This is a genomic window from Ralstonia sp. NFACC01 (assembly GCF_900115545.1).
Taxonomy (GTDB): Bacteria; Pseudomonadota; Gammaproteobacteria; order Burkholderiales; family Burkholderiaceae; genus Ralstonia; species Ralstonia mojiangensis.
The window spans coordinates 1-23,839 of record NZ_FOWV01000013.1 but is presented as its reverse complement, the minus strand read 5'-3'; the positions used below and the strand labels follow the sequence as shown (position 1 = coordinate 23,839).

Sequence of the window (23,839 nt, the reverse complement as noted above, 5' to 3'; positions counted from 1 at the left end):
GGCAAGGAAGAGATCGGAAACGTCAGACGGCGGAATCGCCGTCAGCCGGGAGCCAGGGTTGCAGCGCGGCGCGCACCTGAGCGATATGGGCGTTGATGGCCTCGGCAGACACATCGTCGGCGTCGTGCAGCACATGCGGTGGCTGCCATTGCATGCCGCAGAGCGCCGCGGTCTGCTGCAGCGGCAGCAGGAACATGTCGAACGTGTGGCCGTGAACGCCATCCGGGTTGTAGGAATGCGCGCGGCCGCCGGTGGTGGCCAGCACCATCAGATGCTTGCCGCGCAAGGCGGTGCCGCCGGGCCCGTAGGCCCAGCCCATCTCCAGAACCACGTCGATCCACTCCTTGAGCAGCGACGGCGTGGCGTACCACTGCACCGGAAACTGGAAAACGATCAGCTCCGCAGCCTCCACCGCTTCTTGCTCGACACGCACGTCGATGTCGAAATCGGGGTAATGCCAGTAAAGGTCACGCATGGCCACACCAGGCAAGCTGGCCAGCGCACGCGCGAGTGGCTTGTTGGCACGCGAACGGCGCGGCGCGGGATGCGCGTAGATCACAAGAATGCGCGAGGGCGTCATGGAAAATCAGGAGGCGGGGGCGTCTTGATGGCGCATCTTCGCACGGCTATTGTTGAGCGGCGTTACGAACCGGGCGGGAGATTTGGCAGTGATGCCTCGTGGGCAGCACTTTTAAAAGCGCTTCTTTCCTCGCTTTTGCGCGACGCAGCATTTTCGTTGTTACCACACCACACGGCTGGAAGCCGTGCTCGGATGCGCTAAATCAATGATTTATCGGGAAATTCTGTGGAAAGTCTGACGCCAGACTTACGGGGAAACCCTGATTGCACTACAATGATATGGTGCATTGCACAACACTCAGTTGCATCCGATTGAGTGCCCCGGAGGTGCCATCCGCGCCTCCGACTCATCACCTCGCTGCCTTGCACTGAAAGGCGCGATCAGAACAGGAACTGTGTCGTGAACCCGCTCGAACTGAGCAAGGCCATCGGCGTCGTCACCCAGGACGACATCGACAAGACGGAAGCAGCGCAAGGCGCGCCGCGTTCCACCGTGCTGGTGCGCGAGCTTGCTGCGCACCACCGGTCGCGCCTGCTCAAACACCTGCTCGCCCTGGGCGAGGAAGACCGCCTGCTGCGATTCGGCCAGGTGGTACGGGATCACGTCATCGAGGCATACGTCGACAGCATCGATTTCGACCACGACAAAGTCTTTGGCGTCTACAACGAGCGCCTGGAGCTGACCGGCGTGGGCCACCTCGCCTACCTGCGCGATAACCCGCAAGGGCGCGTGGCGGAGTTCGGCGTGTCGGTGTCGGAATCGGCGCGCGGCAAGGGCGTGGGCAGTGCGCTGTTCCAGCGTGCCGCCATGCATGGCCAGAACACCAAGGTGCGCACGCTGTACATGCACTGCCTATCGCGCAACGCGGCCATGATGCACATCGCCAAGAAGGCCGGCATGCGCGTGCAGTACGCCTATGGCGAGGCTGACGCGTACCTCGAACTGCCGCCTGCAGACACGATGAGCTTGCTGACGGAGGCCATCGACGAACAAGTGGCCGATCTCGACTACATGCTCAAGCGCAACCTGCGCGACGTGCGCCGTTTCGGCCAACGCTTCTGGCGCTCCCTGGTGCCGCAAAAGCGCACCGTGTGATGGCATCGCAGCGCAAGAAACGCCCGGCTTCCACCGGGCGTTTTGTTTTGCGTGACGCGCTTTGATTGCTCGCAATTTAATGCAAGCCATTTCAATAAAATAAACTCAGCAAAAAGCGTCACCATTATCCAGGCGCATATTTTGTGATGCCAATTCGACGCGGCATTACGCATATTGAGTAATTTGAATTAAATCCCTCAAGCCCCTCGCCATTTGGCTCGATAGAGCAGTCGTTATCGATTATGACGGGGACAATCATGCGCTTCTCGAAAATGAAGGTGGCCACCCAACTCGCGTGGGGGTTCGGCTTGACGATGGGGCTGCTTGTTCTGCTCATGGCATTCAGCCTGCAGCGCATGTCGGATTTTCGACGGCTGCTGGAAGACTCCACGGAGGTCAACGCCGTGGAAGCCAAGCTCGCCGCAAAAATGTATTCGAGCGTTACCGAGCGGGCACTGGCTTATCGGAATATTGTGTTGCTGGAGCAGCATGACGAAATCCAGACCGAACTGACCCGCGTTGAAAAACAGGAAGGCACCTACGCCGAAGCCGACCGCAAGCTCGGCCGCATGTTCGACACGTTGCCGGACACCACCAGCGAAGAAAAAACGCTGCTTGCGCAAATCCGGCAACAGGCGGAATTAGCCGCACCGTTCGCAACGCGCGTCAAGGCACTAATTGCCTCCGGCCACAAGGAAGACGCGTACAAGGTGCTGCGCTTCGAATTCCGCCCCGTGCAGCGCGCTTGGTGGGATCTGCTCAGCAAGCTGCAGGCGTTTGAAGAAAAGCTCAACGACGAAAACACCGCCAAGGCCAAGGCGAGCTATGTCGACAGTCGTAACTGGCTGGTGGCCCTGAGCGTGGTGGCGCTCCTGGTGAGCCTCGCGGCCAGCGCGCTCATCACGCGCGGGTTGCTGCGCAAGCTCGGCGGCGAGCCGGGCACCGTGGCCGATATTGCCAGCCAGATCGCTGGCGGCAACCTGGCCGTGGTCATCGACACGCGTCCGGATAATCCGGCAAGCCTCATGCACGCCATGAAGCGCATGCGCGACAGCCTCGCGACGATTGCCGAACAGGTGCACACCAGCACCGACACGTTGGCCACGGCATCGGAGCAGATCGCCACCGGCAACTTCGATCTGTCCACCCGCACGCAGGAACAGGCCTCCGCGCTGGAGGAATGCGCTGCGTCGATGGAAGAACTCAACGCCACCGTCAAACAGAATGCCGAGCATGCACGGCACGCCAACCAGCTCGCTGCCACAGCCGCCGAGGTCGCCACGCAAGGTGGCACGGTGGTGGCACGCGTGGTGGACACCATGGGCGCAATCAGCGAATCGGCACGCAAGGTGAGCGAAATCATCGGCGTGATCGACAGCATTGCGTTCCAGACCAACATCCTTGCGCTCAATGCGGCGGTGGAAGCGGCGCGCGCCGGCGAGCAGGGGCGCGGCTTTGCCGTCGTTGCCAGTGAGGTGCGCGGGCTGGCGCAGCGCTCTGCGGCGGCGGCCAAGGAGATCAAGGTGCTGATCAACGACTCTGCCCACCATGTGGACGCAGGCAGCGCGCTGGTGGAGCAGGCCGGCACCACCATGCGGGACGTGGTGAGCAGCATCCACCGCGTGACCGCCATCGTGACCGAAATCATGGGCGCGACCGACGAACAGGCCGGCGGCATCGACCAGATTCACCGCGCCATCACGCAGATGGACGAAGTCACCCAGCAGAACGCCGCGCTGGTTGAAGAAGCAGCGGCGGCGGCGGAATCGATGCGCGAGCAGTCGAACCGACTGGTGGGTGTGGTGAGCGTGTTCAAGCTGGCAAACCACGCGATTGCATCAACTCCCGCGCCGCGTATCGGCTACCACCAGCCAGCCCTGTTGCCGGCCTGAGCCGGAGGACGCCGCGATGAAATCTGCCCTCTCCTCCTGCGCAGGCCCCGCACGGAATGTCTACTGGCATACCGGCGCGGTGGCTGACGAAGCCCGCGCACACCAGTTCGGCCATGCGCCGCTCACGTTGTGGCTCACGGGCCTGAGCGGGGCGGGCAAATCCACCCTCGCCTACGCGCTGGAAAAGCGCTTGTACGAAACATGCCAGCGCTGCGCCGTGCTCGACGGCGACAACCTGCGCCATCACCTGAACCACGATCTCGGCTTTACCGAAGCCGACCGCACGGAAAACCTGCGCCGCGCCGCCGAGGTGGCGCGCCTCATGAACGACGTCGGCCTGATCGTCGTGACGGCGTTCATCTCGCCGCTGCGCTCCGATCGCGAGATGGCGCGCGAGATCATCGGCGCAGACCGGTTTGTGGAAGTGCACGTCTGCACCGCGCTCGATGTGTGCGAGGCACGCGACCCGAAAGGGCTGTACGCGCGGGCGCGCGGCGGACAGATCCCGCAGTTCACCGGCGTGTCGTCGCCGTATGAGGCGCCGGTGGCGCCCTCGCTGCAGCTCGATACCGGCGCAATGGCACTGCCGGTGGCCACCGCCGCGCTGCACGCGCACATGTCCGCCTGGCTGGACACCCGTCAACCGGAGACCGTTCGATGACCGCCCTTCCCCGTCCCGTCCTGATGATTCCGCTGCGTCGCTGCGGCAGCCACGCGCTGCGCCTGCGCCTGAACTTCAATCCGGCGTTCTACGCGCCGTATCCGCTGCACATCGTCGACTTCATGCCGCTGGTGCCGCTGTACGGCAATCTGCAGGACGATCGCGCGTACTTCCGCCTCGTAACCGACGTGATCGGCCTGCAGGCTGCGAGCATGGTGAAATGGCCCGGCATGGTGTTCGATCCGGTGGAGGTATTCGAAACCCTGCGCGACCAACCGCGCAGCGTGCATCGGGTGGTGTGGGAACTGCTGCTGCGGGCGGGCGCACAGCATGGCGCCCGGGTGGTCATGGACAAGTCGCTCGACAGCGTGCACTACGCCGCAGAGCTGATGACGCTATTCCCCGACATGCGTTTCCTGAACGTGGTGCGAGACCCGCGCGCGCAGGTCGCGTCGATGAACCGCGCGATCATCCACGACTTCGACACGCTGCTGAACACGCAGACCTGGGTGGCCGCGCACCGCGCCGCCAATGCACTCATCGCCCGGTATCCGGAGCGCACGTGCACCATCCGCTATGAAGATTTCCTGGTCGATCAGGAAAGCACGTTGCGCCGCGTATGCAGTTTCCTGGAGATCGATTTCCTGCCGCAGATGCTGGATGTTTCACGCTCGGCCGAAGCGCGGCAGATTTCTCGGTTGTCCGCGTTGTGGACGTCCAATTGTTTCGCGCCCATCACGGCCAATATCGACAAATTCCACCAGCAGTTGTCGATGGACGAAATCACGATCATCGAAACCCTGGCACGCGACGACATGGCGCGCTATGGCTATGCCCCGCTGACCGCCGCCAACGCGCATATCGAAACGCGCGAACTGGAGGCTGCGCGCATGCGCTCCGAAGCCGACCGCCAGACGGCGTGGCGCGCTCTGGAAGCCGACAACTACCGCGATTTCGTCTTGCGCCGCCACCGTGCCGATTTTCTGAGCGGCGTGCGCGAGCGGCTCATGCTCCAAGCGATGACGGCGGCGGCCGTCAAACCCACGGTACCGCATCGGCTGGAGGTGCTGGCCGACCCGGCTGCGTTTGAAGTCGCGGACTAGCCCGTCTAGGGCAATTGCGTGCTTGTCAGCCGCGCAGGTGCCTTCCCTACGATTGGGGTGAGGCACCTCTCGCTCTCCAGTGGCGGCCATCTGCGTCGCCCGCGAGCCGATGCCGAGGCAAGAAGGAGACGACGATGAAGACAACATCCGCGCAATTGATGCTGCTGACAGCGGCCATGCTGCTCTGCCTGGGCGCCACGCCCGCTGCGGCACAGGAAGCGGCCATGGGCGACATGACGATGATCAACCCATCCGCCCTGAAGTGGGTCGACGCGCCGCCGAGCCTGCCCAGGGGCGCCAAGCTGGCCGTGCTCTACGGCGACCCCGGCAAAGATGGCCCCTACGTCATCCGCCTGAAAGCACCGGGCGGCTACAAGGTGCCGCCACACTGGCACACCCAAACCGAGAACCTCACGGTGATCTCGGGCACGCTCTACCTGGGCAGCGGCGACGCCATGGACATGAGCGCCGCACACCCACTCAAGACCGGCGGGTTCCACAACCTGCCCGGCGGCATGCACCACTACGCCTTCACCAAGACGACGACGGTGGTGCAGATTCATGGCACGGGGCCGCTGGACGTCAAATACGTCAACCCGCAGGACGATCCGTCGGCCAAGCAGTGAAGCCTGACGCGCCTCCGCTCACGATCGCCAGCCGCCGGCAAGGTACATAAACAGCCGTTAACACGCGGCGGCCGGGCGCTGGCTACCATGCCCCTCCACAGGTCACGCAACCACGGAGGGGCACATGGTCACCAAGGCCCAGGTCAAACCGAAAACCGATTTCGAGCGCTGGCAGGATTACATCAACACCTCCACCCAGCACCCCGACCGCTGGAACGGCTACGACTGCGATATCCAGTCTGCGGTGGCGGAATACAACCGCTACCTGATGGGCAATGCGGGTTATCTGCCGCTGGACTGGCAGATCGTCAAGGCGATGGTGTGGGTTGAAACAGGGGCAGATTCAGAAGCGTGGCAGACCAAGCCGATGCAGATCGGCAACTTGGGGGACCCGGGGTTGAATACCCTGCTGCGCGGCGAGGAAGGCAGCGACCTGATCGTCCCTCCGGCCATCCGCACCCGGTTGAACGCGGGCCTGGCCCGAACGGTGCCAGCTTGGAACATTCGCGCTGGCATCGGCTACCTGCTCACGCGCATGGCGAAGTTCGACGTCCGGAGCGTGCGCGACACCGACGACAAGGTCTATGAGGTCGCCGTCAAGGCGGGCGACAGCCTCGACAAGATCGCCCGCGCGCAAGGTTCAACCCTGACGGAGATGCGCGCGCTCAACCCGAATGCCGCAACACTCAAGCCCGGACAAGTGGTCAAATACCGCAAAGCCGCCATGCGCAAGGTGATCACCGGCTGGCGGCCGTTGACGACGCAAAACATTGCCGTGCTATACAACCACGGCGACGCCGCGTACATCCGGAAACTCGATTACGTGCTCACGCTCATCCCGAAGATCGGAACCGCCGCATGCAAGTAGGCCGCCTCCTCATCGCCGTGTCGCTGCTGGCAGCGCAATCGGCCATGGCTGCAGATACCCTGACCGGAACCTTCCGCGGTGATGGCCGTGCGTGCTACGGAGCATTGTTCGTCCGGCCGAAGACCATCGAGTGGAACGCCAGCTTCTTCAAGTGCGGGCCCACACGCTACAAAGTGATCGAGCAGGATCTGTCGGGCGAGCATCCGCACGCGGCGTTCAAGATTGAAGACCACCGCAAGCGCTGCGGCCTGGCCGTCATCGAGGTCTCGCGCTACAGCGAGTTCTCGTGGAGCGTAAAGGGCTACCCAACGATGGAGGCGTACCAGAAGCGCGACGAACCCGGCTGGAAGGACTCCGCCGATCCTGCACGCCAGGTCGCCCTGTGCGGCATGCGCAAGGAATAGCGCAACCAACGCGCCGCCGCCATGCAGCCGCTCCAACGCTTCGCCCTGGAGAAACACAGCGGCCCGTATGAGCGGTGGCCCATGCGCACGCGCGTGATTATCGACGGCGTGCCGCACCCCACGCTCACCATCCCCGGCTACGAACTGCTACGGCAGTACCAGACCGATCTCGGCTTCGTCCTCATCACCAGCTACGACTGCCCGTTTGAAGAGGCGGTCTCCGTCACACTCGTTGCTCCGGACCTCTCACGGGCCATCAGCACAGGCACCATCGGTGCGGCGTACTACACGTTCTGGCTGGATGACGTCGAATGGATCGACGCGAACCACTTTCGCCTCACTTGCGAAGACGCCGTGGGCGATTGGCTGGTCACGCTGCGCGCCCGGCATATCCCGGTGTTATCTCCAGCCGTCTTCATCAAGCGCCGCGTGGCACCGCCGGTCGAACCTGCGGTGTAGAGTGAAACGCCGCCCTTTCACCGACACCCGCACCGCCATGACCGACGACGAACGCGCCATCCGCAACGTAGTGGACACTTGGCTCGCTGCCAGCAGAAGCGGCGATCTGGCCACCGTGCTCAGCCTGATGACCGACGACGTGCTGTTTCTCACGCCCGGCCAAGCGCCCTTCGGCAAGGAAGCCTTCGCCAAGATGTCTGAAGGCATGAAGGACGTGCACGTCGACGGGACGAGCGATATTCAAGAGGTGCAGGTGTTTGGCGACATCGCCTATCTGCGAAATGCGCTGCACATCGTCATCACGATGCCGGATGGGAAGGTGGCGCGGCGCTCAGGGCAGACGTTGACGATTCTGCGCAAAGGGGCGGATGGGAAGTGGCGGCTTTTGCGGGATGCGAATTTGGTGATGGCTGACAATGCCTGATACGGGCGCACATCTCAGACCACCACCGGCAACGCCGTCGTATCTTTAATCCGCTCAAGCGCAAAGCTGCTCTTCACATCAATCACCGCCGGGTGCGCAAGCAACTGGTCGCGGATGAAGCGAGCGAAGTGCTCCATGTCTTCCACGAACACCTTGAGCAGGTAGTCCATCTCGCCGGTCATGGCGTAGCACGTGACCACCTCCGGCCACGTCGCCACGGCGGCGCGAAAGATGTCAGACGGGCCTTTCCCTTTGGGCGCACCGCCCTGCTTTTCCAGCCGCACGTTGATGTACGCCGACAGCCCCAGCCCGATCTTGGTCGGGTCGAGCAGCGCAGCGTATTGGCGGATGACGCCGGACTCCTCCAGGCGCCGGATGCGTCGCAAACACGGACTGGGCGACAGATTCACCCGCTCGGCGACTTCCAGATTGGTGAGGCGGCCGTTGTTCTGCAGGACTTCCAGGATCTTGCGGTCGATCTTGTCGAGTTCCACTTTATTCATTTTGTTGCTCCGCACCAATTAATTCGGCAATTTTCTTGCGCAAATTTAGCAAGGTGGGCACAACTTCGCAATTTTTGCGTGGACCGACACTTCTACACTGCGAGGATCGTCAAAGACCTGAGCGCTCCAAAGCGCGCCCCACAGGAGACTCACCATGCAATTCACGCCTTGGGAAAACCCGATGGGCACCGCCGGTTTCGAATTCATTGAATACGCCGCGCCGGACCCCGTTGCCATGGGCAAGCTGTTCGAGAACATGGGCTTTACCGCCATCGCGAAGCACCGTCACAAGAACGTGACGCTGTATCGCCAGGGTGAGATCAACTTCATCATCAACGCCGAGCCGGATTCGTTCGCGCAGCGCTTTGCGCGCCTGCATGGCCCGTCGATCTGCGCGATCGCGTTTCGCGTGCAGGACGCGGCGTTCGCCTACAAGCGCGCGCTGGAGCTGGGCGCCTGGGGCTTCGACACGCACAGCGGTCCGATGGAGCTGAACATTCCGGCCATCAAGGGCATCGGCGATTCGCTGATCTACCTGGTGGACCGCTGGACCGGCAAGAACGATGCGAAGGCCGGCGACATCGGCAACATCAGCATCTACGACGTCGATTTCGTGCCCATCGCGGGCGCCAACCCGAACCCCACCGGGCACGGCCTGACCTACATCGACCACCTGACGCACAACGTCTACCGTGGCCGGATGAAGGAATGGGCCGAGTTTTACGAACGCTTCTTCAACTTCCGTGAAGTGCGCTACTTCGACATCGAAGGCCAGGTCACGGGCGTGAAGAGCAAGGCGATGACGAGCCCGTGCGGCAACATCCGCATCCCCATCAACGAGGAAGGGACGGAGAAGGCCGGTCAGATCCAGGAGTATCTGGACATGTACCACGGCGAGGGCATCCAGCACATTGCGCTGGGCTCGACCAACCTGTCCAACACGGTGGATGCACTGCGCAGCAACGGCATCACGCTGCTCGACACGATCGACACGTATTACGAACTGGTCGACAAGCGCATCCCGGGTCATGGCGAGGACGTGGCAGAACTGAAGAAGCGCAAGATCCTGATCGACGGCGCCCCGGGCGATCTGCTGCTGCAGATCTTCTCCGAGAACCAGCTTGGCCCGATCTTCTTCGAGTTCATCCAGCGCAAGGGCAACCAAGGTTTTGGCGAGGGCAACTTCAAAGCGCTGTTCGAGTCGATCGAACTCGACCAGATGCGCCGCGGCGTGCTCAAGGCCGACGATCAGCCGGCCTGAAGACCCTCAAACTTCAGGCGTGCTGTACCCGCACCCCGATGGTTCGCCGTCGGGGTGTTTTTTTTATGGGCATAGGCTGCAGCCGCGCATGCGGCACTGACATGGCCCGGTAGCCAAATCGACCCGCACCCGCCTTGCGCCTCATTGAGGATGCGGATTGGCGTGGGCAATAAAAACGGCGCCCGAAGGCGCCGCTTGCGTGCGGAGATTTAGACGAAGCGTCACTCGCCCTTGGTGGCCGACGGGCCGCCCGGCATGGCCGCCGCTGCAGGCGTGTTCTTCTGCGCCTTGCGAGCATCGTGACGGGCCTTCATGTAGGCGCGGATTTCGTCTTCGGTGATCTTGCCGTCGTGGTTGGCGTCGATCTGGTCAAAGCTCTTGGCAAGGCGCGGCATGCCGGCCTGCACTTCGTCCTTGCTCAGGGAGCCGTCGTTGTCCTTGTCGGCGGCCTTGAACTTGGCGTCGAAGCGTTGCGCCATCTTTTCGTGCATCTCGCCCTTGTGGGCCTTGTGCCAGGCGGCAAGCTCGTCCTTGCTGAGTTGGCCGTCGTGGTTGGTATCGATCTGGTCGAAGTTCTTCTCAAGCCAGGTGTGGCCCTTGGCCTCATCGCGCGAGATCTGGCCGTCGCCGTTGGTGTCGAGCGCCTTCAGGCCGCCGCCGTGGCGGCCCGGCTTGCCGGCAGGGGCATTGGCTTGCGGCGCAGCCTGCGCCGCGGCCGGTGCTTGTGCACTGGCGGCTGGGGCGCTGGCATCCTGGGCGCGGGCGTTCATGCCCGACATGGCCAGGAACAGGGCCGAGGTGGCTAGGAAGGCTTGGACAGCACGTTTGTTGGTCATGGTCAGCTCCTTTTCACATGGACTGTGTAGCGGATTAGAACCCGACAATGCCGACGCGTTGCCGGCTTTTACACGCTGTTACCCCGATGACATGCGCTGTAATATGCGCCCGCCACCGCCTGGCCGGCCGCTAGACGCCTATTGGTCGGCGCCCGGCTGAGGGGTATCGCCTTTGCGTGCAGCGGCCGCCGCGCGGTGGCGCGGGCCGACGATACCGCCGCCTTGGCTGGCAGGCTCGTCACCCGTGTTGATCTGCGCGGGCGCAATGGGCAGCATGGCGCCCGGCATAGCGGTGTTGGCCGGATTGTTGGCAACCGGCGGCGCGGGTGGTGTGACGGGCGTCGATAGCGGGGCTGCGGCGCCGGCGGGCGGCAGCGGCATTGCCGGCGCATTGCGATTGGCCGGCGACACGCCCGCCACGGCGCTGGCCGGCAGCGGAATCTCCTGGCGCGCGCCATTGCGCTCGATCACCACCGAACGCGCCTTGATTTCAACCAGCTTGAGGTTGGACGACAGCGACTTGCCGGCCCGCACCGCCTGCGGTGCGCCACCGTCCACCGACACGATGGCCGCGCCTGAACCATCCGCCAGATCGGCTACCACGCCCATTACCTGCACATCGCGCGGGCCATTCTGCGGGCCGCCGCCAAAGAGCGTGACGGCCGCGCCAGTCTCCAGCGCATCGGTCTGGGCCACACGCGCCTCACGCGGGGCGCCCAGCGAGCGCAGCGACGACAGCGTCAGCACCCAATGCGTCAGGAGCGCACACAGGGCAGCAAACAGTACAAGACTGAGCAGGCGGGACGACTGTCGAGCGTTCATGAAATGGGGCGAGGCACCGTAGGAATACGCCGATTCTATCCGCCCTTCATGCCGGTTCGGTGAACAGCTTGGAGGTGCGGCTCTAGAGCCATCGCAGCATGACCCTGCCGTGCAATATATGGTCATATGTCACGGATATACTGTGTCTCTTCCCCTTATTGCCAACTCTGTCGCCATGATGCAAGGCCAACTTCGCTCTTCCTTCCGCCAGCGCGCCCTCGCCCGACAAGCAGCGCGTGGCTTCACCCTGATCGAAATCATGGTGGTGGTGGTGATCCTGGGCATCCTCGCCGCGCTGGTGGTGCCGAAGATCATGAGCCGTCCTGACGAGGCGCGCATCATCGCCGCCAAACAGGACATCGCTTCCATTTCGCAGGCGCTCAAGCTCTATCGCCTGGACAACGGCCGCTATCCGACCACCGAGCAGGGCATTGGGGCGCTGGTCGCCAAGCCGACCACCGAGCCGATTCCCAACAACTGGAAAGGCGGCGGCTATCTGGAACGCCTGCCCAAAGACCCGTGGGGCCACCCGTATCAATATCTGAACCCGGGTGTGCGCGGTGAAGTGGACATCTTCAGCTTCGGTGCCGACGGCCAGGCCGGCGGCACGGGCAACGACGCCGACATCGGCAACTGGGACAACTAAGCCAGCGCAGCGCCCTCAGCCGCCCGCTCACCATGCTCGATCACCCACGCCGCCGGCATCCTCGCGGCTTTACGCTGCTGGAGTTGCTGGTGGTGGTGGTCATCATCGGCATCGTGCTGGCCGTGGTGGCCGTCAACGCCACGCCCAACCCGCGCTCGCAACTGGCCGATGACGCGCAGAAGCTGGCCCGCCTGATCGAACTGGCACAGGAAGAGGCGCAGCTCACCTCGCGCCCCGTGGCGTGGGAAGGCGATGCGCAGGGCTGGCGCTTCTATGAATCCACCCCCAACGGCTGGCGACAGCTCAACCGCGATGTGCTCGCGCCGGGCCATTGGCGCCAAGGCATGGACAACGTACAGATCGTCGCCGGTGCCGGTGCCGCTGCGGTGCCGGGGGCGCCGCAGCGCCTCGTGTTCGGCCGTGAGGCGATTGGCCTGCCGTGGCGCGTGGCACTGACCTCGCAGGGCTCGCGCGTGGATGTCGTGTCCGACGGCGGCCCGCGCGTGCTGACGGAGACGGAACCGCAATGACGCGCAGCCACCGTCCCACGCGCACGCGCGGCTTCACCCTGCTCGAAGTGCTGGTGGCGCTGACCATCGTGGCCGTGGCGCTTACCGCCACCATGCGCGCCATGGGCAGCATGACCACCGCCAGCGATTCGCTGCAGATGCGCATGATCGCTACCTGGAGCGCCGAGAACCACCTCGCCAACCTGCGCCTGGCACGCGTCTTCCCAGACCCTGGTGCACGCGGCTTTGCGTGCCCGCAAGGCGATACGCAACTGTGGTGCGAAGAGACCATCGCCACCACGCCCAACCCGGTGTTCCGCCGCGTGGAGGTGTCCGTCTATCCGGACGCGTCCAAATCCGTGCGACTGGCCTGGCTCGTGACTCTATTGCCGAACGATGCACGCAATGTCTTCTAACCGTTCGGCGCGCGGCTTCACCCTGCTCGAGCTGCTGGTGGCGATCACGCTGCTGGCCATCCTGGCCGTGATCGCCTGGCGCGGGCTGGACAGCATGACCCGCACGCACGAGGCGCTGGCCCAACGCGACGAACGCATCGAAGCACTAAAAACCGCCTACGCCCAGTTCGACGCCGATTGCACCCAACTGGCCGATCCGAACACGCTGTCGCGCTCACCGGTGGAAGTCGACGCCAACCGCGTGCTGATGGTGCGCGACCGCCGCGACGACAGCCAGCCACCCGCCTGGCAAGTGGTGCTCTACCGCATCGTCGACGGCCGGCTCGAACGCCTCCAGACCCAACCGATCACCAACCGCGGCGACCTGCGCAATGCGATGGACAACCTGCGCCAGGGCGGTGTGGGTGCTGCGCGCTACCTGCTCGCCACCAACGTCGACAGCATCAGCGCGCGCGCGTGGATCGAACCCGGCGGCTGGATGGACAACACGGGCGCGCTGTCTGCGGCATTGTTCCCGGCAGGCAGCAACACCACCACCCTCACCGGCTTGCCGTCGGCTTCCACGCCGAGCGCGTCGGCGCCGTCGGCCAACACCCCGGGCGTGGTGGTGCCGGCCGCCTCGGTGCGCGCAGTGGAACTGGCATTGCTCGTGCGCATGACGCCGCAGGGCACGCCGCAGCGCTTCACGCGCATCTGCATGACGGGGCTTTGACATGGCGCAATGCTCCCGTCGACTTGCTCAACGTCATCCACATGCCCCGCGCCAGCGCGGCGCGGCCATCATCACGGCGCTGCTCGTCGTCACGCTGGCCGTGGTGATCGTGTCGGGCATGTTGTGGCGCCAGCAGGTGGAGATTCGTGCAGTGGAAAACCAGCGCCTGAAAGCGCAGGCCACGTGGATCGCGCGGGCGGGCATCGACTGGGCGCGCCTCATCCTGCGCGATGACCAGCGCCGCACTGGCGCGGTGGACCACCTGGGCGAAATCTGGGCCGTGCCGATCCAGGAAACGAAGCTGTCGGACTTCCTCGGCAGCTCGCTGCGCACGGATACGGCCGGCGAAGAGTCATACCTGTCGGGCCGCATCTTCGATGCCCAGGCGCGCTTCAACCTGATGAACCTGCTGACGGCGCAGACGCTGGGCGCCCGCACCCTCATTACGGGCCGCGACAAGGACGCCATCAAGGCGTATGGCCTGCTCCTGCAATCGCTCAACATCGACCCGAGCCTGGCCAATATCACGGCGACGTACCTGGCGCAGATGCTGGGTGGCTTCCAGTCGATCGAAGGGATGCAGGGCGGCCAGCAAGGCGGCGAAGACAGCGGCGGCGGCGGCGGAAGCAACAGCAACGGCCCGCGGCCGCTCGATGACGTGGCCAGCCTGTTGACGATTCCCGGCTACACAGCCGACATGATCGCCAAGCTGCGCCCCTACGTGATCGTGTTGCCCACCCGCACGCAGATCAATGCCAACACGGCCAGCGCCGAAGTGCTGGCCGCCGTCATCCCGAACCTGAGTCTGGACCGCGCCCGCTCGCTGGTGCAGGCGCGCGACCGCGCTTACTTCCGCAACATCGGCGATGTCACGAACCAGTTGCGCGGCATCGCGCCCGGCGTCGACACCACTGCCGCGGCCAATCTGCTGGACGTGCAGACCCACTATTTTCTGGTCTACGGCATGGCCCGCCATGAGCGCGCCCGGATCGGAGAAGTGGCGCTTGTTTCACGTGGCGATCCGATCAACAATAACGCGACCCGCATCGTCTGGGTCCGCCGCATCGACGAGATTCCGTCATGACGGCGGCGCAACACCCCTCTACGTGCGTACGCGCCGCTTGTAGACAGACCCTAGCCTTCGCCGTATTGTCATCCGCATCGTTCAGCATCGCGGGTTTTGCGCAATCCGGCGCTTCCGTTGGCAGTTCGCATTCACACTCTCAAGATCAATAGAGGAGCGGTTTGACGACCTCCCTGTACGTGCGCCTGCCGCACCGGCCCATTCAATCGCCCGAACGCTGGTCGGCGGGCGCGCTTGCCTCCGTGCCCTTCGCGCTGGTGCGTGAAGAGGGCGCGCTTGGGGCCCAACGTGTTCAGCGCGAAGGTACGTCGCGCACCGACGAACTGCCCGCGGCTGATCGCCTGATCCTTCTGCTGCCCGCCGCCGATGTGCTGCTGGTGCCGACCAACGTGCCGCCGCTGGCGCTGCCCAAGCTGCGTCTGGCATTGCCCAACTTGGTGGAAGACCGCCTCGTGCAGGACGCGCAGCAATGTCATATCGCCCTTGGCCCCCGCCTGGGCGACGCCCCTGCGCGTGGCTGGCGCGCGCCCCGCGAGCCGCAATCACGCGCGTTGATGATTGCCGACCGCGCCTGGGTCCGCTTCATTCTCGATACCTTTGCCGGCCACAAGCACCGCACCTGCCATCTGCTGCCTGCGCAGCTTTGCGTGCCGTTTGAAACGCCTGCCGCAGCGGCAGCGCTGATTGCAGAATCGGCAAACGCCGTCGAACGCGCAGAGCCATCGCTCGACGCTTCCGCGGCCGCCGAGCCTGCAGTCGAATTGCCCGTGGCTGACGCCGTTGCGGCAATCGCACCGGCAACCATCGCGCTTGACGCTGCGCCATCGTCCGACCCGGACGCGCCCGTGGCCGTCGACATCACCGTACGCACGGGCCGCGCCGAGGGTTACGGCCTGCGGCTGCTGCCGGCCAACGTTGGCAGCTGGCTGGGGATTGCCCCTACGCCGGCCACGCTGATGGTCTCGCCCGCATTGCGCGAGCTGGCGCCCGGCTTGTCAGCCGACCCGGCCACCGCCACGCTGGACTGGTCCACCTGGGCTGCCGGCGCCCGCGACGCCCTCGCCTCCGGCGAAGCCGATCTCTGCCAGTTCGACTTTGCGCGCGGCGGCGTGGCCGGCATGGACTGGAGCCTCTGGCGCCTGCCCATCGCGCTGGCAGTGCTGATCGTGGTCGTGCAGCTCATTGGCATGAACGCACGCTGGCTCACGCTGCGCGCGGAGCAGAAGCGGCTCGATACCGCCATGCGCGCGCAGTTGCAGACGGCATTCCCGAATACGCCGGTGATCCTCGATCCGCCCGCGCAGATGCGCCGCCAGGTCGAGCAACTGCGCTTGGCCGCCGGCAAATCGGCGCCGGAAGACTTCCTGCCGCTGGCCGATCGCTTTGCCCAGGCTGCGACCGGGCTCGCGCCCGATGCGCTGCTCGCACTCGATTACCACGGCCGCGCGCTCACGGTCACGCTCAAGGACGGCACCGACACCGCCAGCCTGCGCACCGCCGCCCGCAATGTCGGCCTGAACATGGACACCGCCGAGGCCCCGCGCGGCGCCGAGGCGACCGTACCGGGCTCGCGCTGGACGGTCTCCATCGCCCAATAACGATTCCTCCATGGCGACTTCCTCCTCTCCTTCCCGATCGTCATCCCGCCGCCTGCCGCGCATTGGCGTGCCGGACTCGGTGCGCGATGCGGCCACGACCTTCTGGATGCAGCGCGAACCGCGCGAGCGCCGCATCCTGGCCGGCGGCGGCGTGGTGCTGTTGCTCGTGATCGTCTACCTGGTGCTGTGGGAGCCGGCCTTTGAAGGTCAGCGCCGCATCGAGAAAGCCCTGCCGCAGATGCGTACCCAACTCGCCGAAATGGAAACGCTGGGCCAGGAAGCCCGCGGCCTGTCTGCCATTGCCGCTGCGCCCGTGCCGCGCGGTGCTGAACTGCAGCAGGCGCTCAACACGAGCCTCACCAACCATGGCCTGAAGGCCACGCGGATGGCGATGTCGGGCGAGAGCGTGCAGGTGCAACTGGACAAGGTGCCCTTTGGCGCCGTCGCCGAATGGCTGCAGGAGGTGCGGCAGGCGCAGCGCATGAAGGTGATCGACACGAACATCAAATACGTGGGCGCAACGGCCCTGGTCAACGTGACGGCGACGCTGCAAGGCCCTGCCGCCACGGGCCACTGACGGGTCCGATCGTGCCGATGGGGATTGAATCGCTACCGCCGCTGCGCCTGCGCCGCCGTGCCGAGTCCGACAAGCGCACGAGCCTCGGCTGGCGCGTGCTGTGGTGTGGCGTGGCGCTGCTGGCCGTGGGCTTGACCGTGGTGGCGCAGTATCCGGCCGCGTGGGCGGCCGAGCGCGTGGCCGCGGCCACGGGGCATCGTGTGTTGCTGGCTGACAGCCAAGGCAGTATCTGGCACGGCAGCGCAACGCTGGCGCTGACCGCCGGCAACGGGGGGGCTGATGCGACCGTGCTGCCGGGCCGCCTGTCGTGGTCGATCGACATGCTGCCGCTGCTCACCGGCACGCTGCGCGCGCACCTGACGCACGATCGCGCGCTGGAGAAGCCGGTCACGCTGACGGTCAGGCCGGGGCACTGGGACGCAGAGGCTGGCACGGTCGCGTTGCCTGCGTCGTTGCTGGAAGGCATTGGCGCGCCGTTCAACACGCTCAAGCTGGATGGCCGGCTGCGGGCGCAGTGGACGCCGCTCTCAGGCCAATTCGGTCGTGGAAAAGGCCAGCCAGACACCGCCCAGGGCGCGCTGACTGTCACGCTTGAGCAGGTATCATCCAGCCTCAGCCGGGTGCGGCCGCTGGGCAGTTATCAGGCCGTGGTGTCGTTTGGCGGCGTGAGCGGTGCGCCGATGCAGTTGTCGCTGTCGACGCTGGCCGGGCCGCTCACTCTGCAGGGCCAGGGCACCCTGGGGCCCAGCGCGCATTTTGACGGGGTGGCCAGTGCCACGCCGGAGTCGGAACCGCAATTGATTGGCCTGTTGAGTCTGCTGGGCCCGCGCGACGGGTCGCATCATCGACTCCGCTTTTGATCCTCAAGCCGGCGCGCGAGCCAGCGTGCCGACAACCATGAACGAGACCATGTACAACGCCTCTTCCCGACTCACCGTTCGCGCCATCGTCCTGGCATGCTGCGCAACAATGGTGGCCGGCTCGATGCCAGTCTTCGCCGCCCCGCCGAGCGCGGCATCCGCCCAGAACGGCGCCGCCGGCAACCCCGGGGATGAGGTCTCGCTGAATTTCGTCAACGCGGATCTGGACTCGGTGGTCAAGGCCGTGGGCCAGGCCACCGGCAAGAACTTCATCGTCGACCCGCGCGTGAAGGGCACCGTCAACCTCGTCACCGAAAAGCCGGTGACGCGCTCGCAAGCGCTCGAATCGCTGGGCTCGATCCTGCGCATGCAGGGCTACGCGATTGTCGAAGGCAACGGTTTCACCAAGGTCGTGCCGGAAGCCGATGCCAAGCTGCAGGGCTCGCCCACCAGCGTGGGCGCGGCAGGCGCGCGCGGCGGCGAGCAGGTCGTCACGCAGGTCTTCCGCCTGCAGCATGAATCGGCCAACAACCTGGTGCCGGTGCTGCGCCCGATGATCGCGCCCAACAACACGATCACCGCATACCCGGCCAACAACACGCTGGTCATTACCGATTACGCCGACAACCTGCGCCGCATCGGCCGCATCATCGCGTCGATCGACACGCCCGTGGCTGGTGAGACCGAACTGATTCCGCTGAAGAACGCCGTGGCCATCGACGTGGCAGCTACGCTGCAGAAGCTGCTGGACCCGTCGGCTGGCGGCGCAGCTGGTGCCGGTGCCGGCGCGGCGCTGTCGGACCCGAGCCTGCGCACGTCAGTCGTGGCAGAGCCGCGTTCGAATAGCGTGATGGTGCGTGCGTCGAGCGCGGCCCGTCTTGCCCAGGCCAAACAGCTGATCGCCAAGCTTGACGTGCCGAATGCGCGCCCGGGCAACATCTGGGTGGTGCCGCTCAAGAACGCCAACGCGGTGCAGCTGGCCACCACGCTGCGCGCGATCGTGGCGGCCGACGCCACGCTGTCGGCCTCGGCATCGACCGGGCCGGGCGGCCAGAGCGCCGCCCAAGGCGCAACCTCGCAGCCGGCCGGCGGCGTGAACACCTCGCAGAACCAGAACACACAGAACACCAACTACGGCAGCGGCTCGGGTTCGGGCAGCGGCTCGGGCAGCGGCAGCTCTTCGTTCCGCGCCTCGTTTGGGCAGAACAACACGCCGACCACCGGCGGCATCATCCAGGCCGATCCGGCCACCAACGCGCTCATCATCACCGCCAGCGAGCCGGTCTATCGCAACCTGCGCGCCGTGATCGACGACCTCGACGCGCGACGCGCCCAGGTCTATATCGAATCGATGATCGTGGAAGTGACGGCCACCAAGGCTTCGCAGTTGGGCATCCAATGGATGGCCGGCGCAGGCGGGCCGACCACCTTTTTTGGCGGTGGCACCAACTTCGGCTCCGGCGCCAATAACCTGATCAACCTCGCGGGCACGATTGCCACCATTACCAGCGGCGGCATCGGCAGTACGGCCGCGCAGACTGCCATTGGCACGCTCTCCAACAGCGTTGGCCAACTCAACGGCGGCAACTTCGGGGTGTTCAACAGGGGCAGCGGTTTGGGCGCCATCCTCAGCGCGCTGGGTTCGGATGGTTCGGTCAACGTGCTGTCCACGCCCAACCTGATTACGCTCGACAACGAAGAGGCCAAGATCCTGATCGGCCAGAACGTGCCGATCACGACCGGTTCATATGCGCAGACCGGCGGCGCAGCTTCGGTCACGCCGTTCCAGACGTTCGACCGCAAGGACGTCGGCATCACGCTGCGCGTCAAGCCGCAGATCACCGACGGCGGGCTGGTGAAGATGCAGATCTTCCAGGAGTCGTCGGCGGTGGTGCCGGGCACGCAGAATGCCACGCAGGGCCCGACCACCAATGTGCGCTCGATCGAGACCAATGTGCTGGCCAACGACGGCCAGGTGGTCGTGCTGGGCGGCCTGCTGGAAGACAACTACCAGGACGGCGAGCAGAAAGTGCCGGGCCTGGGCGACATCCCGCTGCTTGGCGCGCTGTTCCGCTCGGAGAGCAAGACGCGTGTGAAGACCAACCTGCTGGTGTTCCTGCGCCCGATCATCTTGCGCACGGCCGATGCCACGGGCGCGTTGTCGGACAACCGCTACAACTACATGCGCGATACGCAGCAGGGCTTTGTCTCGCCGAACATGCTGCCGACCACCTCGGACAAGGACACACCGGTGCTGCCCACGCCCAGCGCCATGCGCCCGGCTGACAATTACGGCGATGTGTCGATCGTGCCGAAGGGCCCGGCCGGCACGCAGGTGCCCCCGGGCGCCCCGATGCCGATGCCGCAAGGCACCACGCGCAGCCAGCCGCGCCTGCAGAACTTCGCGGCGCCCACCTCCGGCGGCTACGATGGCAATGCGCCGCGCAACGGTGGCTGACAACGGACAACGAACCATGGCAACGCAAGCTCCCACCACCGACGTCAGCACGCTCGAGCCGCCCTCGCAGTCAGCCGTGCGGCTGGTGCCGTATGCGTTTGCGCGCGATGCGCGATTGCTCGTCGCCCGCCAGGACGTCGACACGCTGGAGGTGTGGGTCTGCCCCGAAACTTCGCGCACGGCGCTGGCTGAACTCGGTCGCGTGTTCGGCGCGCTGCAGTTGGTGACGCTTAGCACGGCGGCGCTGTCCACCGCCACGCAGACGGCGTACAACGCGCAAGACGGCAGCGCAGCGCAGGTGGTGGGCGAAGTGGAAGGCGAAGTCGACCTCTCGCGCCTGATGCAGGACATTCCTGCCGTGGAAGACCTGCTCGAATCCGAAGACGACGCGCCGATCATCCGCATGATCAACGCGCTGCTTACGCAGGCCGCGCGCGAAGGCGCATCGGACATTCACATCGAGCCGTTCGAGAATGCATCCGTCGTGCGCTTTCGCGTCGATGGGACGCTGCGCGACGTCGTGCGCCCGAAGAAGGCGCTGCATGGCGCGCTCATTTCGCGCATCAAGATCATGGCGCAGCTCGACATTGCCGAAAAACGCCTGCCGCAGGATGGTCGCATCACGCTGCGCGTGGGCGGACGCCCCGTAGACGTGCGTGTGAGCACGCTGCCCACCGGCCACGGCGAGCGCGCGGTGCTGCGTCTGCTCGATAAAGAAGCCGGCCGGCTCGACCTCGGCAAGCTCGGCATGGGCGCCGGCACGCTGGCGCGCTTCGACCACCTGATCAACCAGCCGCACGGCATCGTGCTCGTGACCGGCCCGACGGGTTCGGGCAAGACGACCACGCTGTACGCGGCGCTGTCGCGGCTCGATTCTGCTTCCACCAACATCATGACGGTGGAAGACCCGATCGAATACGACCTCGACGGCATCGGCCAGACGCAGGTCAACCCAAAGATCGACATGACGTTCGCCAAGGCCCTGCGCGCCATCCTGCGCCAGGACCCGGACGTGGTGATGATCGGGGAAATCCGCGATTTGGAAACGGCGCAGATTGCCGTGCAGGCTTCACTCACGGGCCACCTGGTGCTGGCGACGCTGCACACGAATGATTCGGCTTCAGCCGTGACGCGCCTGATCGACATGGGCATCGAGCCGTTCCTGCTGTCTTCATCGCTGCTGGGTGTGCTGGCGCAGCGGCTGGTCCGCCGCCTGTGCGTGCATTGCCGCCGCGAAGAAGTGCTCGAACTCACGCCTGCGGAAGTGGAAGCCGTGGCCGGCACGCCGGTTGCCGATGGCGTGGGGCCCGCCGCACCGGCACGCAAATCGGTGTGGCATCACGTCGGCTGCGACCGTTGCAGCAACTCCGGCTACCAGGGCCGCACCGGCGTGTACGAACTGCTGACCGTCACGCCAGAAATCCAAACCATGATCCACCGCCAGGCCGCTGAATCCGAGATCAAGGCATTCGCCATCGGCCAGGGCATGCAGACCATGCGCATGGATGCACAGCGCTGGATCGACACCGGCGCCACATCGCTGGAAGAAGTGCTGCGGGTCACACGCGACTAAGGCGCGATCAAACGAATAGCGCATGCCAGCCTTCCGCTACGAAGCCGCCGACGCCGCCGGCAAGACCGACAAGGGTGTCATCGAAGCCGACAGCGCACGTCAGGCGCGCACGCTGCTGCGCGCACGCGGGCTGACTCCGCTGCTGGTCGACGTACTGGGCGCACAGGCCACCAAGCGCAGCGGGTCCAGCTTCGGCAAACGGCTCTCGGCGCAGGAAAACGCGCTCGTCACGCGCCAGCTCGCCAGCCTGCTGGTGGCGGGTCTGCCGCTCGATGAAGCGCTGGCCGCGCTGGCCGATCAGGCCGAACGTGCGTACGTCGGCGAGCTGCTCGCGGCCATCCGCGCGGAAGTGGTGGGCGGCAGCTCACTCTCGGTGGCGCTGGCGCAGCATCCAAAGGATTTTCCGGACATCTACCGCGCCCTCGTTTCAGCGGGCGAGCACTCGGGCAATCTTGGCCTCGTGCTCTCGCGCCTGGCGGACTACATCGAGAGCCGCAACGCGCTGACCTCCAAGATCAAGCTGGCATTCACGTATCCGGCGATCGTCACGGTGGTGGCGTTTGCGATCGTGATCTTCCTGCTGTCATACGTGGTGCCGCAGGTGGTGAGCGTGTTTGCCAACACCAAGCAGAAGCTGCCGACACTCACGATCATCATGCTGTGGCTGTCGGATTTTGTACGGAACTGGGGCTGGCTGGCAGCGATCGTTCTGGTGGCGATCGGCGTGCTGATCCGCAATCTGCTCAAGCAGCCGGCATTGCGGCTGTCGTGGCACAAGTGGCTGCTGACCGCGCCGCTGTTCGGCAAGCTCGTTCGCGGTTACAACACCGCGCGGTTTGCCAGCACGCTGGCCATTCTCACCAGTGCCGGTGTGCCGATCCTGCGGGGCCTGCAGGCCGCGGGGGAGACGCTGAACAACGTCGCCCTCAAGACCAATGTGGAGGATGCGTCCACACGCGTACGGGAAGGGACTTCGCTGGCGCGGGCGTTGGCGGCGCAGAACCAGTTTCCGCCTGTGCTGGTGCATTTGATTCGTTCGGGTGAGGCGACGGGCAATCTGCCTGCGATGTTGGAGCGGGCTGCGCAGGGCGAGGCTCAAGAGCTGGAGCGTCGGACGTTGTTCCTCACGGGCTTGCTGGAGCCGGCTTTGATTTTGACGATGGGCGTGGTGGTGTTGCTCATCGTGTTGGCTGTGTTGATGCCGATTATTGAGATTAACCAGCTGGTGCACTAAGTTTTTTTGCTCGTGGTCCACCCCCCTTTCGTTCCCTGCCGGGACCGACTCACTTTTCTTTGTCTTGCCAAAGAAAAGTAAGCAAAAGAAAGGCGCGCCCGAGATGGCGACCCATCCCTTGAATTTGTGTGACCGTGCGGGGAAGGAGGCAAACTCGCTGCGCTCAGACAAGCCTCCTTCCTTGATCCGCCCGCTCACAAAAATTCAAGGCGCCATCAAGGGCTCAACGTCAAAAGAGAAAGGCCAACCCATCGCGCGGTTGGCCTTGTCGTTTGGGCTGGCGCCCAGAAGGTTTGGCTTTTGTTTGTTGACTTTCCCTGCCCCAGATGGCGCCTTGAATTTCTGTTGCAGGGAGGAAAAAGGAAGGGAAACTGTCTGAGCGAAGCGAGTTTTTCCCTTCCCCTCCCTGCGACAGAAATTCAAGGAGGGGGTCGCCATCTTGGGCGCGCATTTCTTTGCTTACTTTCTTTGGGCAAGACCAAAGAAAGTGAGTCAGCCCCGGCAGGGGATGAAACAAGGGATGCACCACCACGACCAAAACAAAAACAACTAGCACCCCACAGACGTCACGACATCACCACATCCCCCACCGGCGCGCGGGCACTGTCCTTCCACTCCCGCACGTAGCTGGGTGTGCC

At 64.9% G+C, this 23,839-nt stretch carries 26 protein-coding genes; 21 read left to right on the top strand and 5 right to left on the bottom strand.

Translation table 11 applies throughout. From position 1 onward, the window contains the following. Positions 1-22: 22 nt before the first annotated feature. Positions 23-580 (bottom strand): glutathione-regulated potassium-efflux system oxidoreductase KefF, encoded by a 558-nt coding sequence (locus BM136_RS23345; protein WP_092976394.1) that lies wholly within the window; start codon positions 578-580, stop codon positions 23-25. A 399-nt stretch (positions 581-979) separates the two neighbouring features. Between BM136_RS23345 and BM136_RS23340 the strand changes: the two genes are divergently transcribed. The 9 genes from BM136_RS23340 (at position 980) to BM136_RS23300 (ending at position 8,112) form a co-directional block, all read left to right on the top strand. Continuing rightward, positions 980-1,675, top strand: a complete 696-nt coding sequence (locus BM136_RS23340) for a GNAT family N-acetyltransferase (RefSeq protein ID WP_027680412.1) — start codon at positions 980-982, stop codon at positions 1,673-1,675. Positions 1,676-1,932: 257 nt separating this feature from the next. Beyond that, positions 1,933-3,567: a methyl-accepting chemotaxis protein gene (locus BM136_RS23335; RefSeq protein WP_254775741.1), complete on the top strand. Its 1,635-nt coding sequence runs from the start codon at positions 1,933-1,935 to the stop codon at positions 3,565-3,567. 16 nt (positions 3,568-3,583) lie between these two features. After that, positions 3,584-4,228, top strand: coding sequence for an adenylyl-sulfate kinase (cysC, locus tag BM136_RS23330; RefSeq protein ID WP_092976392.1), 645 nt, complete (start codon positions 3,584-3,586; stop codon positions 4,226-4,228). Further along, complete coding sequence (locus tag BM136_RS23325; RefSeq protein WP_092976390.1) at positions 4,225-5,331, top strand: sulfotransferase family protein; 1,107 nt, start codon at positions 4,225-4,227, stop codon at positions 5,329-5,331. Before cysC ends, BM136_RS23325 begins: the two co-directional genes overlap by 4 nt. Before the next feature lie 134 nt (positions 5,332-5,465). After that, positions 5,466-5,957, top strand: coding sequence for a cupin domain-containing protein (locus BM136_RS23320; protein WP_092976388.1), 492 nt, complete (start codon positions 5,466-5,468; stop codon positions 5,955-5,957). Positions 5,958-6,081: 124 nt separating this feature from the next. Beyond that, a complete protein-coding gene (locus BM136_RS23315) occupies positions 6,082-6,825 on the top strand; it encodes a LysM peptidoglycan-binding domain-containing protein (RefSeq protein WP_092976385.1) in 744 nt (247 codons plus the stop codon). Next, on the top strand, positions 6,816-7,229 hold the full coding sequence (locus BM136_RS23310) for a hypothetical protein (protein ID WP_092976382.1): 414 nt from the start codon (positions 6,816-6,818) through the stop codon (positions 7,227-7,229). Before BM136_RS23315 ends, BM136_RS23310 begins: the two co-directional genes overlap by 10 nt. A 21-nt stretch (positions 7,230-7,250) precedes the next feature. After that, entirely contained in the window at positions 7,251-7,688 is a 438-nt protein-coding gene (locus BM136_RS23305; RefSeq protein ID WP_092976379.1) for a hypothetical protein, read from the top strand. Between the two features lie 37 nt (positions 7,689-7,725). Continuing rightward, entirely contained in the window at positions 7,726-8,112 is a 387-nt protein-coding gene (locus tag BM136_RS23300; protein WP_092976495.1) for an SgcJ/EcaC family oxidoreductase, read from the top strand. A 14-nt stretch (positions 8,113-8,126) separates the two neighbouring features. On the opposite strand, the gene BM136_RS23295 is transcribed toward BM136_RS23300, so the two are convergent. Continuing rightward, a complete protein-coding gene (locus BM136_RS23295; protein WP_027680403.1) occupies positions 8,127-8,615 on the bottom strand; it encodes an Lrp/AsnC family transcriptional regulator in 489 nt (162 codons plus the stop codon). Between the two features lie 154 nt (positions 8,616-8,769). On the opposite strand from BM136_RS23295, the gene hppD reads away from it, so the two are divergent. Continuing rightward, positions 8,770-9,876, top strand: coding sequence for a 4-hydroxyphenylpyruvate dioxygenase (gene hppD / locus BM136_RS23290; protein WP_092976376.1), 1,107 nt, complete (start codon positions 8,770-8,772; stop codon positions 9,874-9,876). A 221-nt stretch (positions 9,877-10,097) separates the two neighbouring features. Here the strand turns inward: hppD and BM136_RS23285 are convergent, their stop codons facing one another. Together BM136_RS23285 and BM136_RS23280 are read right to left on the bottom strand one after the other, a co-directional pair. Next, positions 10,098-10,712, bottom strand: coding sequence for an EF-hand domain-containing protein (locus BM136_RS23285; protein WP_092976373.1), 615 nt, complete (start codon positions 10,710-10,712; stop codon positions 10,098-10,100). Positions 10,713-10,850: 138 nt separating this feature from the next. After that, positions 10,851-11,534 carry a type II secretion system protein N gene (locus tag BM136_RS23280; RefSeq protein ID WP_092976370.1) on the bottom strand — a complete coding sequence of 228 codons (684 nt, stop codon included), beginning with the start codon at positions 11,532-11,534 and terminating at the stop codon, positions 10,851-10,853. A 175-nt stretch (positions 11,535-11,709) separates the two neighbouring features. On the opposite strand from BM136_RS23280, the gene gspG reads away from it, so the two are divergent. From gspG to gspF, 11 genes are all read left to right on the top strand, one after another. Continuing rightward, the gene (gene gspG / locus BM136_RS23275; RefSeq protein WP_092976368.1) at positions 11,710-12,180 is read left to right on the top strand and encodes a type II secretion system major pseudopilin GspG; all 471 of its coding nucleotides are present in this window, start codon (positions 11,710-11,712) and stop codon (positions 12,178-12,180) included. A gap of 32 nt (positions 12,181-12,212) precedes the next feature. Further along, on the top strand, positions 12,213-12,710 hold the full coding sequence (locus BM136_RS23270) for a GspH/FimT family pseudopilin (protein ID WP_092976365.1): 498 nt from the start codon (positions 12,213-12,215) through the stop codon (positions 12,708-12,710). Then, positions 12,707-13,105 (top strand): type II secretion system minor pseudopilin GspI, encoded by a 399-nt coding sequence (gene gspI, locus BM136_RS23265; protein WP_092976362.1) that lies wholly within the window; start codon positions 12,707-12,709, stop codon positions 13,103-13,105. The genes BM136_RS23270 and gspI overlap by 4 nt, the downstream gene beginning before the upstream one ends. Beyond that, positions 13,086-13,817: a PulJ/GspJ family protein gene (locus BM136_RS23260; protein WP_175537208.1), complete on the top strand. Its 732-nt coding sequence runs from the start codon at positions 13,086-13,088 to the stop codon at positions 13,815-13,817. The genes gspI and BM136_RS23260 overlap by 20 nt, the downstream gene beginning before the upstream one ends. Position 13,818: 1 nt before the next feature. Next, positions 13,819-14,901, top strand: coding sequence for a type II secretion system minor pseudopilin GspK (gspK, locus tag BM136_RS23255; protein ID WP_092976359.1), 1,083 nt, complete (start codon positions 13,819-13,821; stop codon positions 14,899-14,901). A gap of 161 nt (positions 14,902-15,062) precedes the next feature. After that, positions 15,063-16,499, top strand: coding sequence for a type II secretion system protein GspL (gene gspL / locus BM136_RS23250; RefSeq protein WP_092976356.1), 1,437 nt, complete (start codon positions 15,063-15,065; stop codon positions 16,497-16,499). Positions 16,500-16,509: 10 nt separating this feature from the next. Continuing rightward, on the top strand, positions 16,510-17,076 hold the full coding sequence (gene gspM / locus BM136_RS23245; protein WP_092976353.1) for a type II secretion system protein GspM: 567 nt from the start codon (positions 16,510-16,512) through the stop codon (positions 17,074-17,076). 17 nt (positions 17,077-17,093) lie between these two features. Then, the gene (locus BM136_RS23240) at positions 17,094-17,936 is read left to right on the top strand and encodes a type II secretion system protein N (protein ID WP_092976350.1); all 843 of its coding nucleotides are present in this window, start codon (positions 17,094-17,096) and stop codon (positions 17,934-17,936) included. 37 nt (positions 17,937-17,973) lie between these two features. Continuing rightward, the gene (gspD, locus tag BM136_RS23235; RefSeq protein ID WP_092976347.1) at positions 17,974-20,394 is read left to right on the top strand and encodes a type II secretion system secretin GspD; all 2,421 of its coding nucleotides are present in this window, start codon (positions 17,974-17,976) and stop codon (positions 20,392-20,394) included. A gap of 16 nt (positions 20,395-20,410) precedes the next feature. Then, complete coding sequence (gene gspE / locus BM136_RS23230) at positions 20,411-21,967, top strand: type II secretion system ATPase GspE (protein ID WP_092976490.1); 1,557 nt, start codon at positions 20,411-20,413, stop codon at positions 21,965-21,967. 22 nt (positions 21,968-21,989) lie between these two features. Continuing rightward, on the top strand, positions 21,990-23,201 hold the full coding sequence (gspF, locus tag BM136_RS23225; protein ID WP_092976344.1) for a type II secretion system inner membrane protein GspF: 1,212 nt from the start codon (positions 21,990-21,992) through the stop codon (positions 23,199-23,201). 229 nt (positions 23,202-23,430) lie between these two features. Here gspF and BM136_RS23215 read toward each other — a convergent pair whose 3' ends face one another. Then, positions 23,431-23,718, bottom strand: a complete 288-nt coding sequence (locus BM136_RS23215; protein WP_254775740.1) for a hypothetical protein — start codon at positions 23,716-23,718, stop codon at positions 23,431-23,433. Between the last annotated feature and the right edge of the window lie 121 nt (positions 23,719-23,839).

What these genes read in the sequence shown, in the direction of transcription:
- BM136_RS23325 (WP_092976390.1), top strand. Translation starts at nt 4,225, where the DNA reads ATGACCGCCCTTCCCCGTCCCGTCCTGATGATTCCGCTGCGTCGCTGC.
- BM136_RS23240 (WP_092976350.1), top strand. Translation starts at nt 17,094, where the DNA reads ATGGGGATTGAATCGCTACCGCCGCTGCGCCTGCGCCGCCGTGCCGAG.
- BM136_RS23295 (WP_027680403.1), bottom strand. Translation starts at nt 8,615, where the DNA reads ATGAATAAAGTGGAACTCGACAAGATCGACCGCAAGATCCTGGAAGTC.
- gspD (WP_092976347.1), top strand. Translation starts at nt 17,974, where the DNA reads ATGAACGAGACCATGTACAACGCCTCTTCCCGACTCACCGTTCGCGCC.
- gspE (WP_092976490.1), top strand. Translation starts at nt 20,411, where the DNA reads ATGGCAACGCAAGCTCCCACCACCGACGTCAGCACGCTCGAGCCGCCC.
- BM136_RS23270 (WP_092976365.1), top strand. Translation starts at nt 12,213, where the DNA reads ATGCTCGATCACCCACGCCGCCGGCATCCTCGCGGCTTTACGCTGCTG.
- BM136_RS23285 (WP_092976373.1), bottom strand. Translation starts at nt 10,712, where the DNA reads ATGACCAACAAACGTGCTGTCCAAGCCTTCCTAGCCACCTCGGCCCTG.
- BM136_RS23315 (WP_092976385.1), top strand. Translation starts at nt 6,082, where the DNA reads ATGGTCACCAAGGCCCAGGTCAAACCGAAAACCGATTTCGAGCGCTGG.
- hppD (WP_092976376.1), top strand. Translation starts at nt 8,770, where the DNA reads ATGCAATTCACGCCTTGGGAAAACCCGATGGGCACCGCCGGTTTCGAA.
- gspI (WP_092976362.1), top strand. Translation starts at nt 12,707, where the DNA reads ATGACGCGCAGCCACCGTCCCACGCGCACGCGCGGCTTCACCCTGCTC.
- BM136_RS23345 (WP_092976394.1), bottom strand. Translation starts at nt 580, where the DNA reads ATGACGCCCTCGCGCATTCTTGTGATCTACGCGCATCCCGCGCCGCGC.
- BM136_RS23320 (WP_092976388.1), top strand. Translation starts at nt 5,466, where the DNA reads ATGAAGACAACATCCGCGCAATTGATGCTGCTGACAGCGGCCATGCTG.
- gspK (WP_092976359.1), top strand. Translation starts at nt 13,819, where the DNA reads ATGGCGCAATGCTCCCGTCGACTTGCTCAACGTCATCCACATGCCCCG.
- gspM (WP_092976353.1), top strand. Translation starts at nt 16,510, where the DNA reads ATGGCGACTTCCTCCTCTCCTTCCCGATCGTCATCCCGCCGCCTGCCG.
- BM136_RS23300 (WP_092976495.1), top strand. Translation starts at nt 7,726, where the DNA reads ATGACCGACGACGAACGCGCCATCCGCAACGTAGTGGACACTTGGCTC.
- BM136_RS23280 (WP_092976370.1), bottom strand. Translation starts at nt 11,534, where the DNA reads ATGAACGCTCGACAGTCGTCCCGCCTGCTCAGTCTTGTACTGTTTGCT.
- BM136_RS23310 (WP_092976382.1), top strand. Translation starts at nt 6,816, where the DNA reads ATGCAAGTAGGCCGCCTCCTCATCGCCGTGTCGCTGCTGGCAGCGCAA.
- gspG (WP_092976368.1), top strand. Translation starts at nt 11,710, where the DNA reads ATGATGCAAGGCCAACTTCGCTCTTCCTTCCGCCAGCGCGCCCTCGCC.
- BM136_RS23335 (WP_254775741.1), top strand. Translation starts at nt 1,933, where the DNA reads ATGCGCTTCTCGAAAATGAAGGTGGCCACCCAACTCGCGTGGGGGTTC.
- BM136_RS23305 (WP_092976379.1), top strand. Translation starts at nt 7,251, where the DNA reads ATGCAGCCGCTCCAACGCTTCGCCCTGGAGAAACACAGCGGCCCGTAT.
- cysC (WP_092976392.1), top strand. Translation starts at nt 3,584, where the DNA reads ATGAAATCTGCCCTCTCCTCCTGCGCAGGCCCCGCACGGAATGTCTAC.
- gspF (WP_092976344.1), top strand. Translation starts at nt 21,990, where the DNA reads ATGCCAGCCTTCCGCTACGAAGCCGCCGACGCCGCCGGCAAGACCGAC.
- BM136_RS23260 (WP_175537208.1), top strand. Translation starts at nt 13,086, where the DNA reads ATGCACGCAATGTCTTCTAACCGTTCGGCGCGCGGCTTCACCCTGCTC.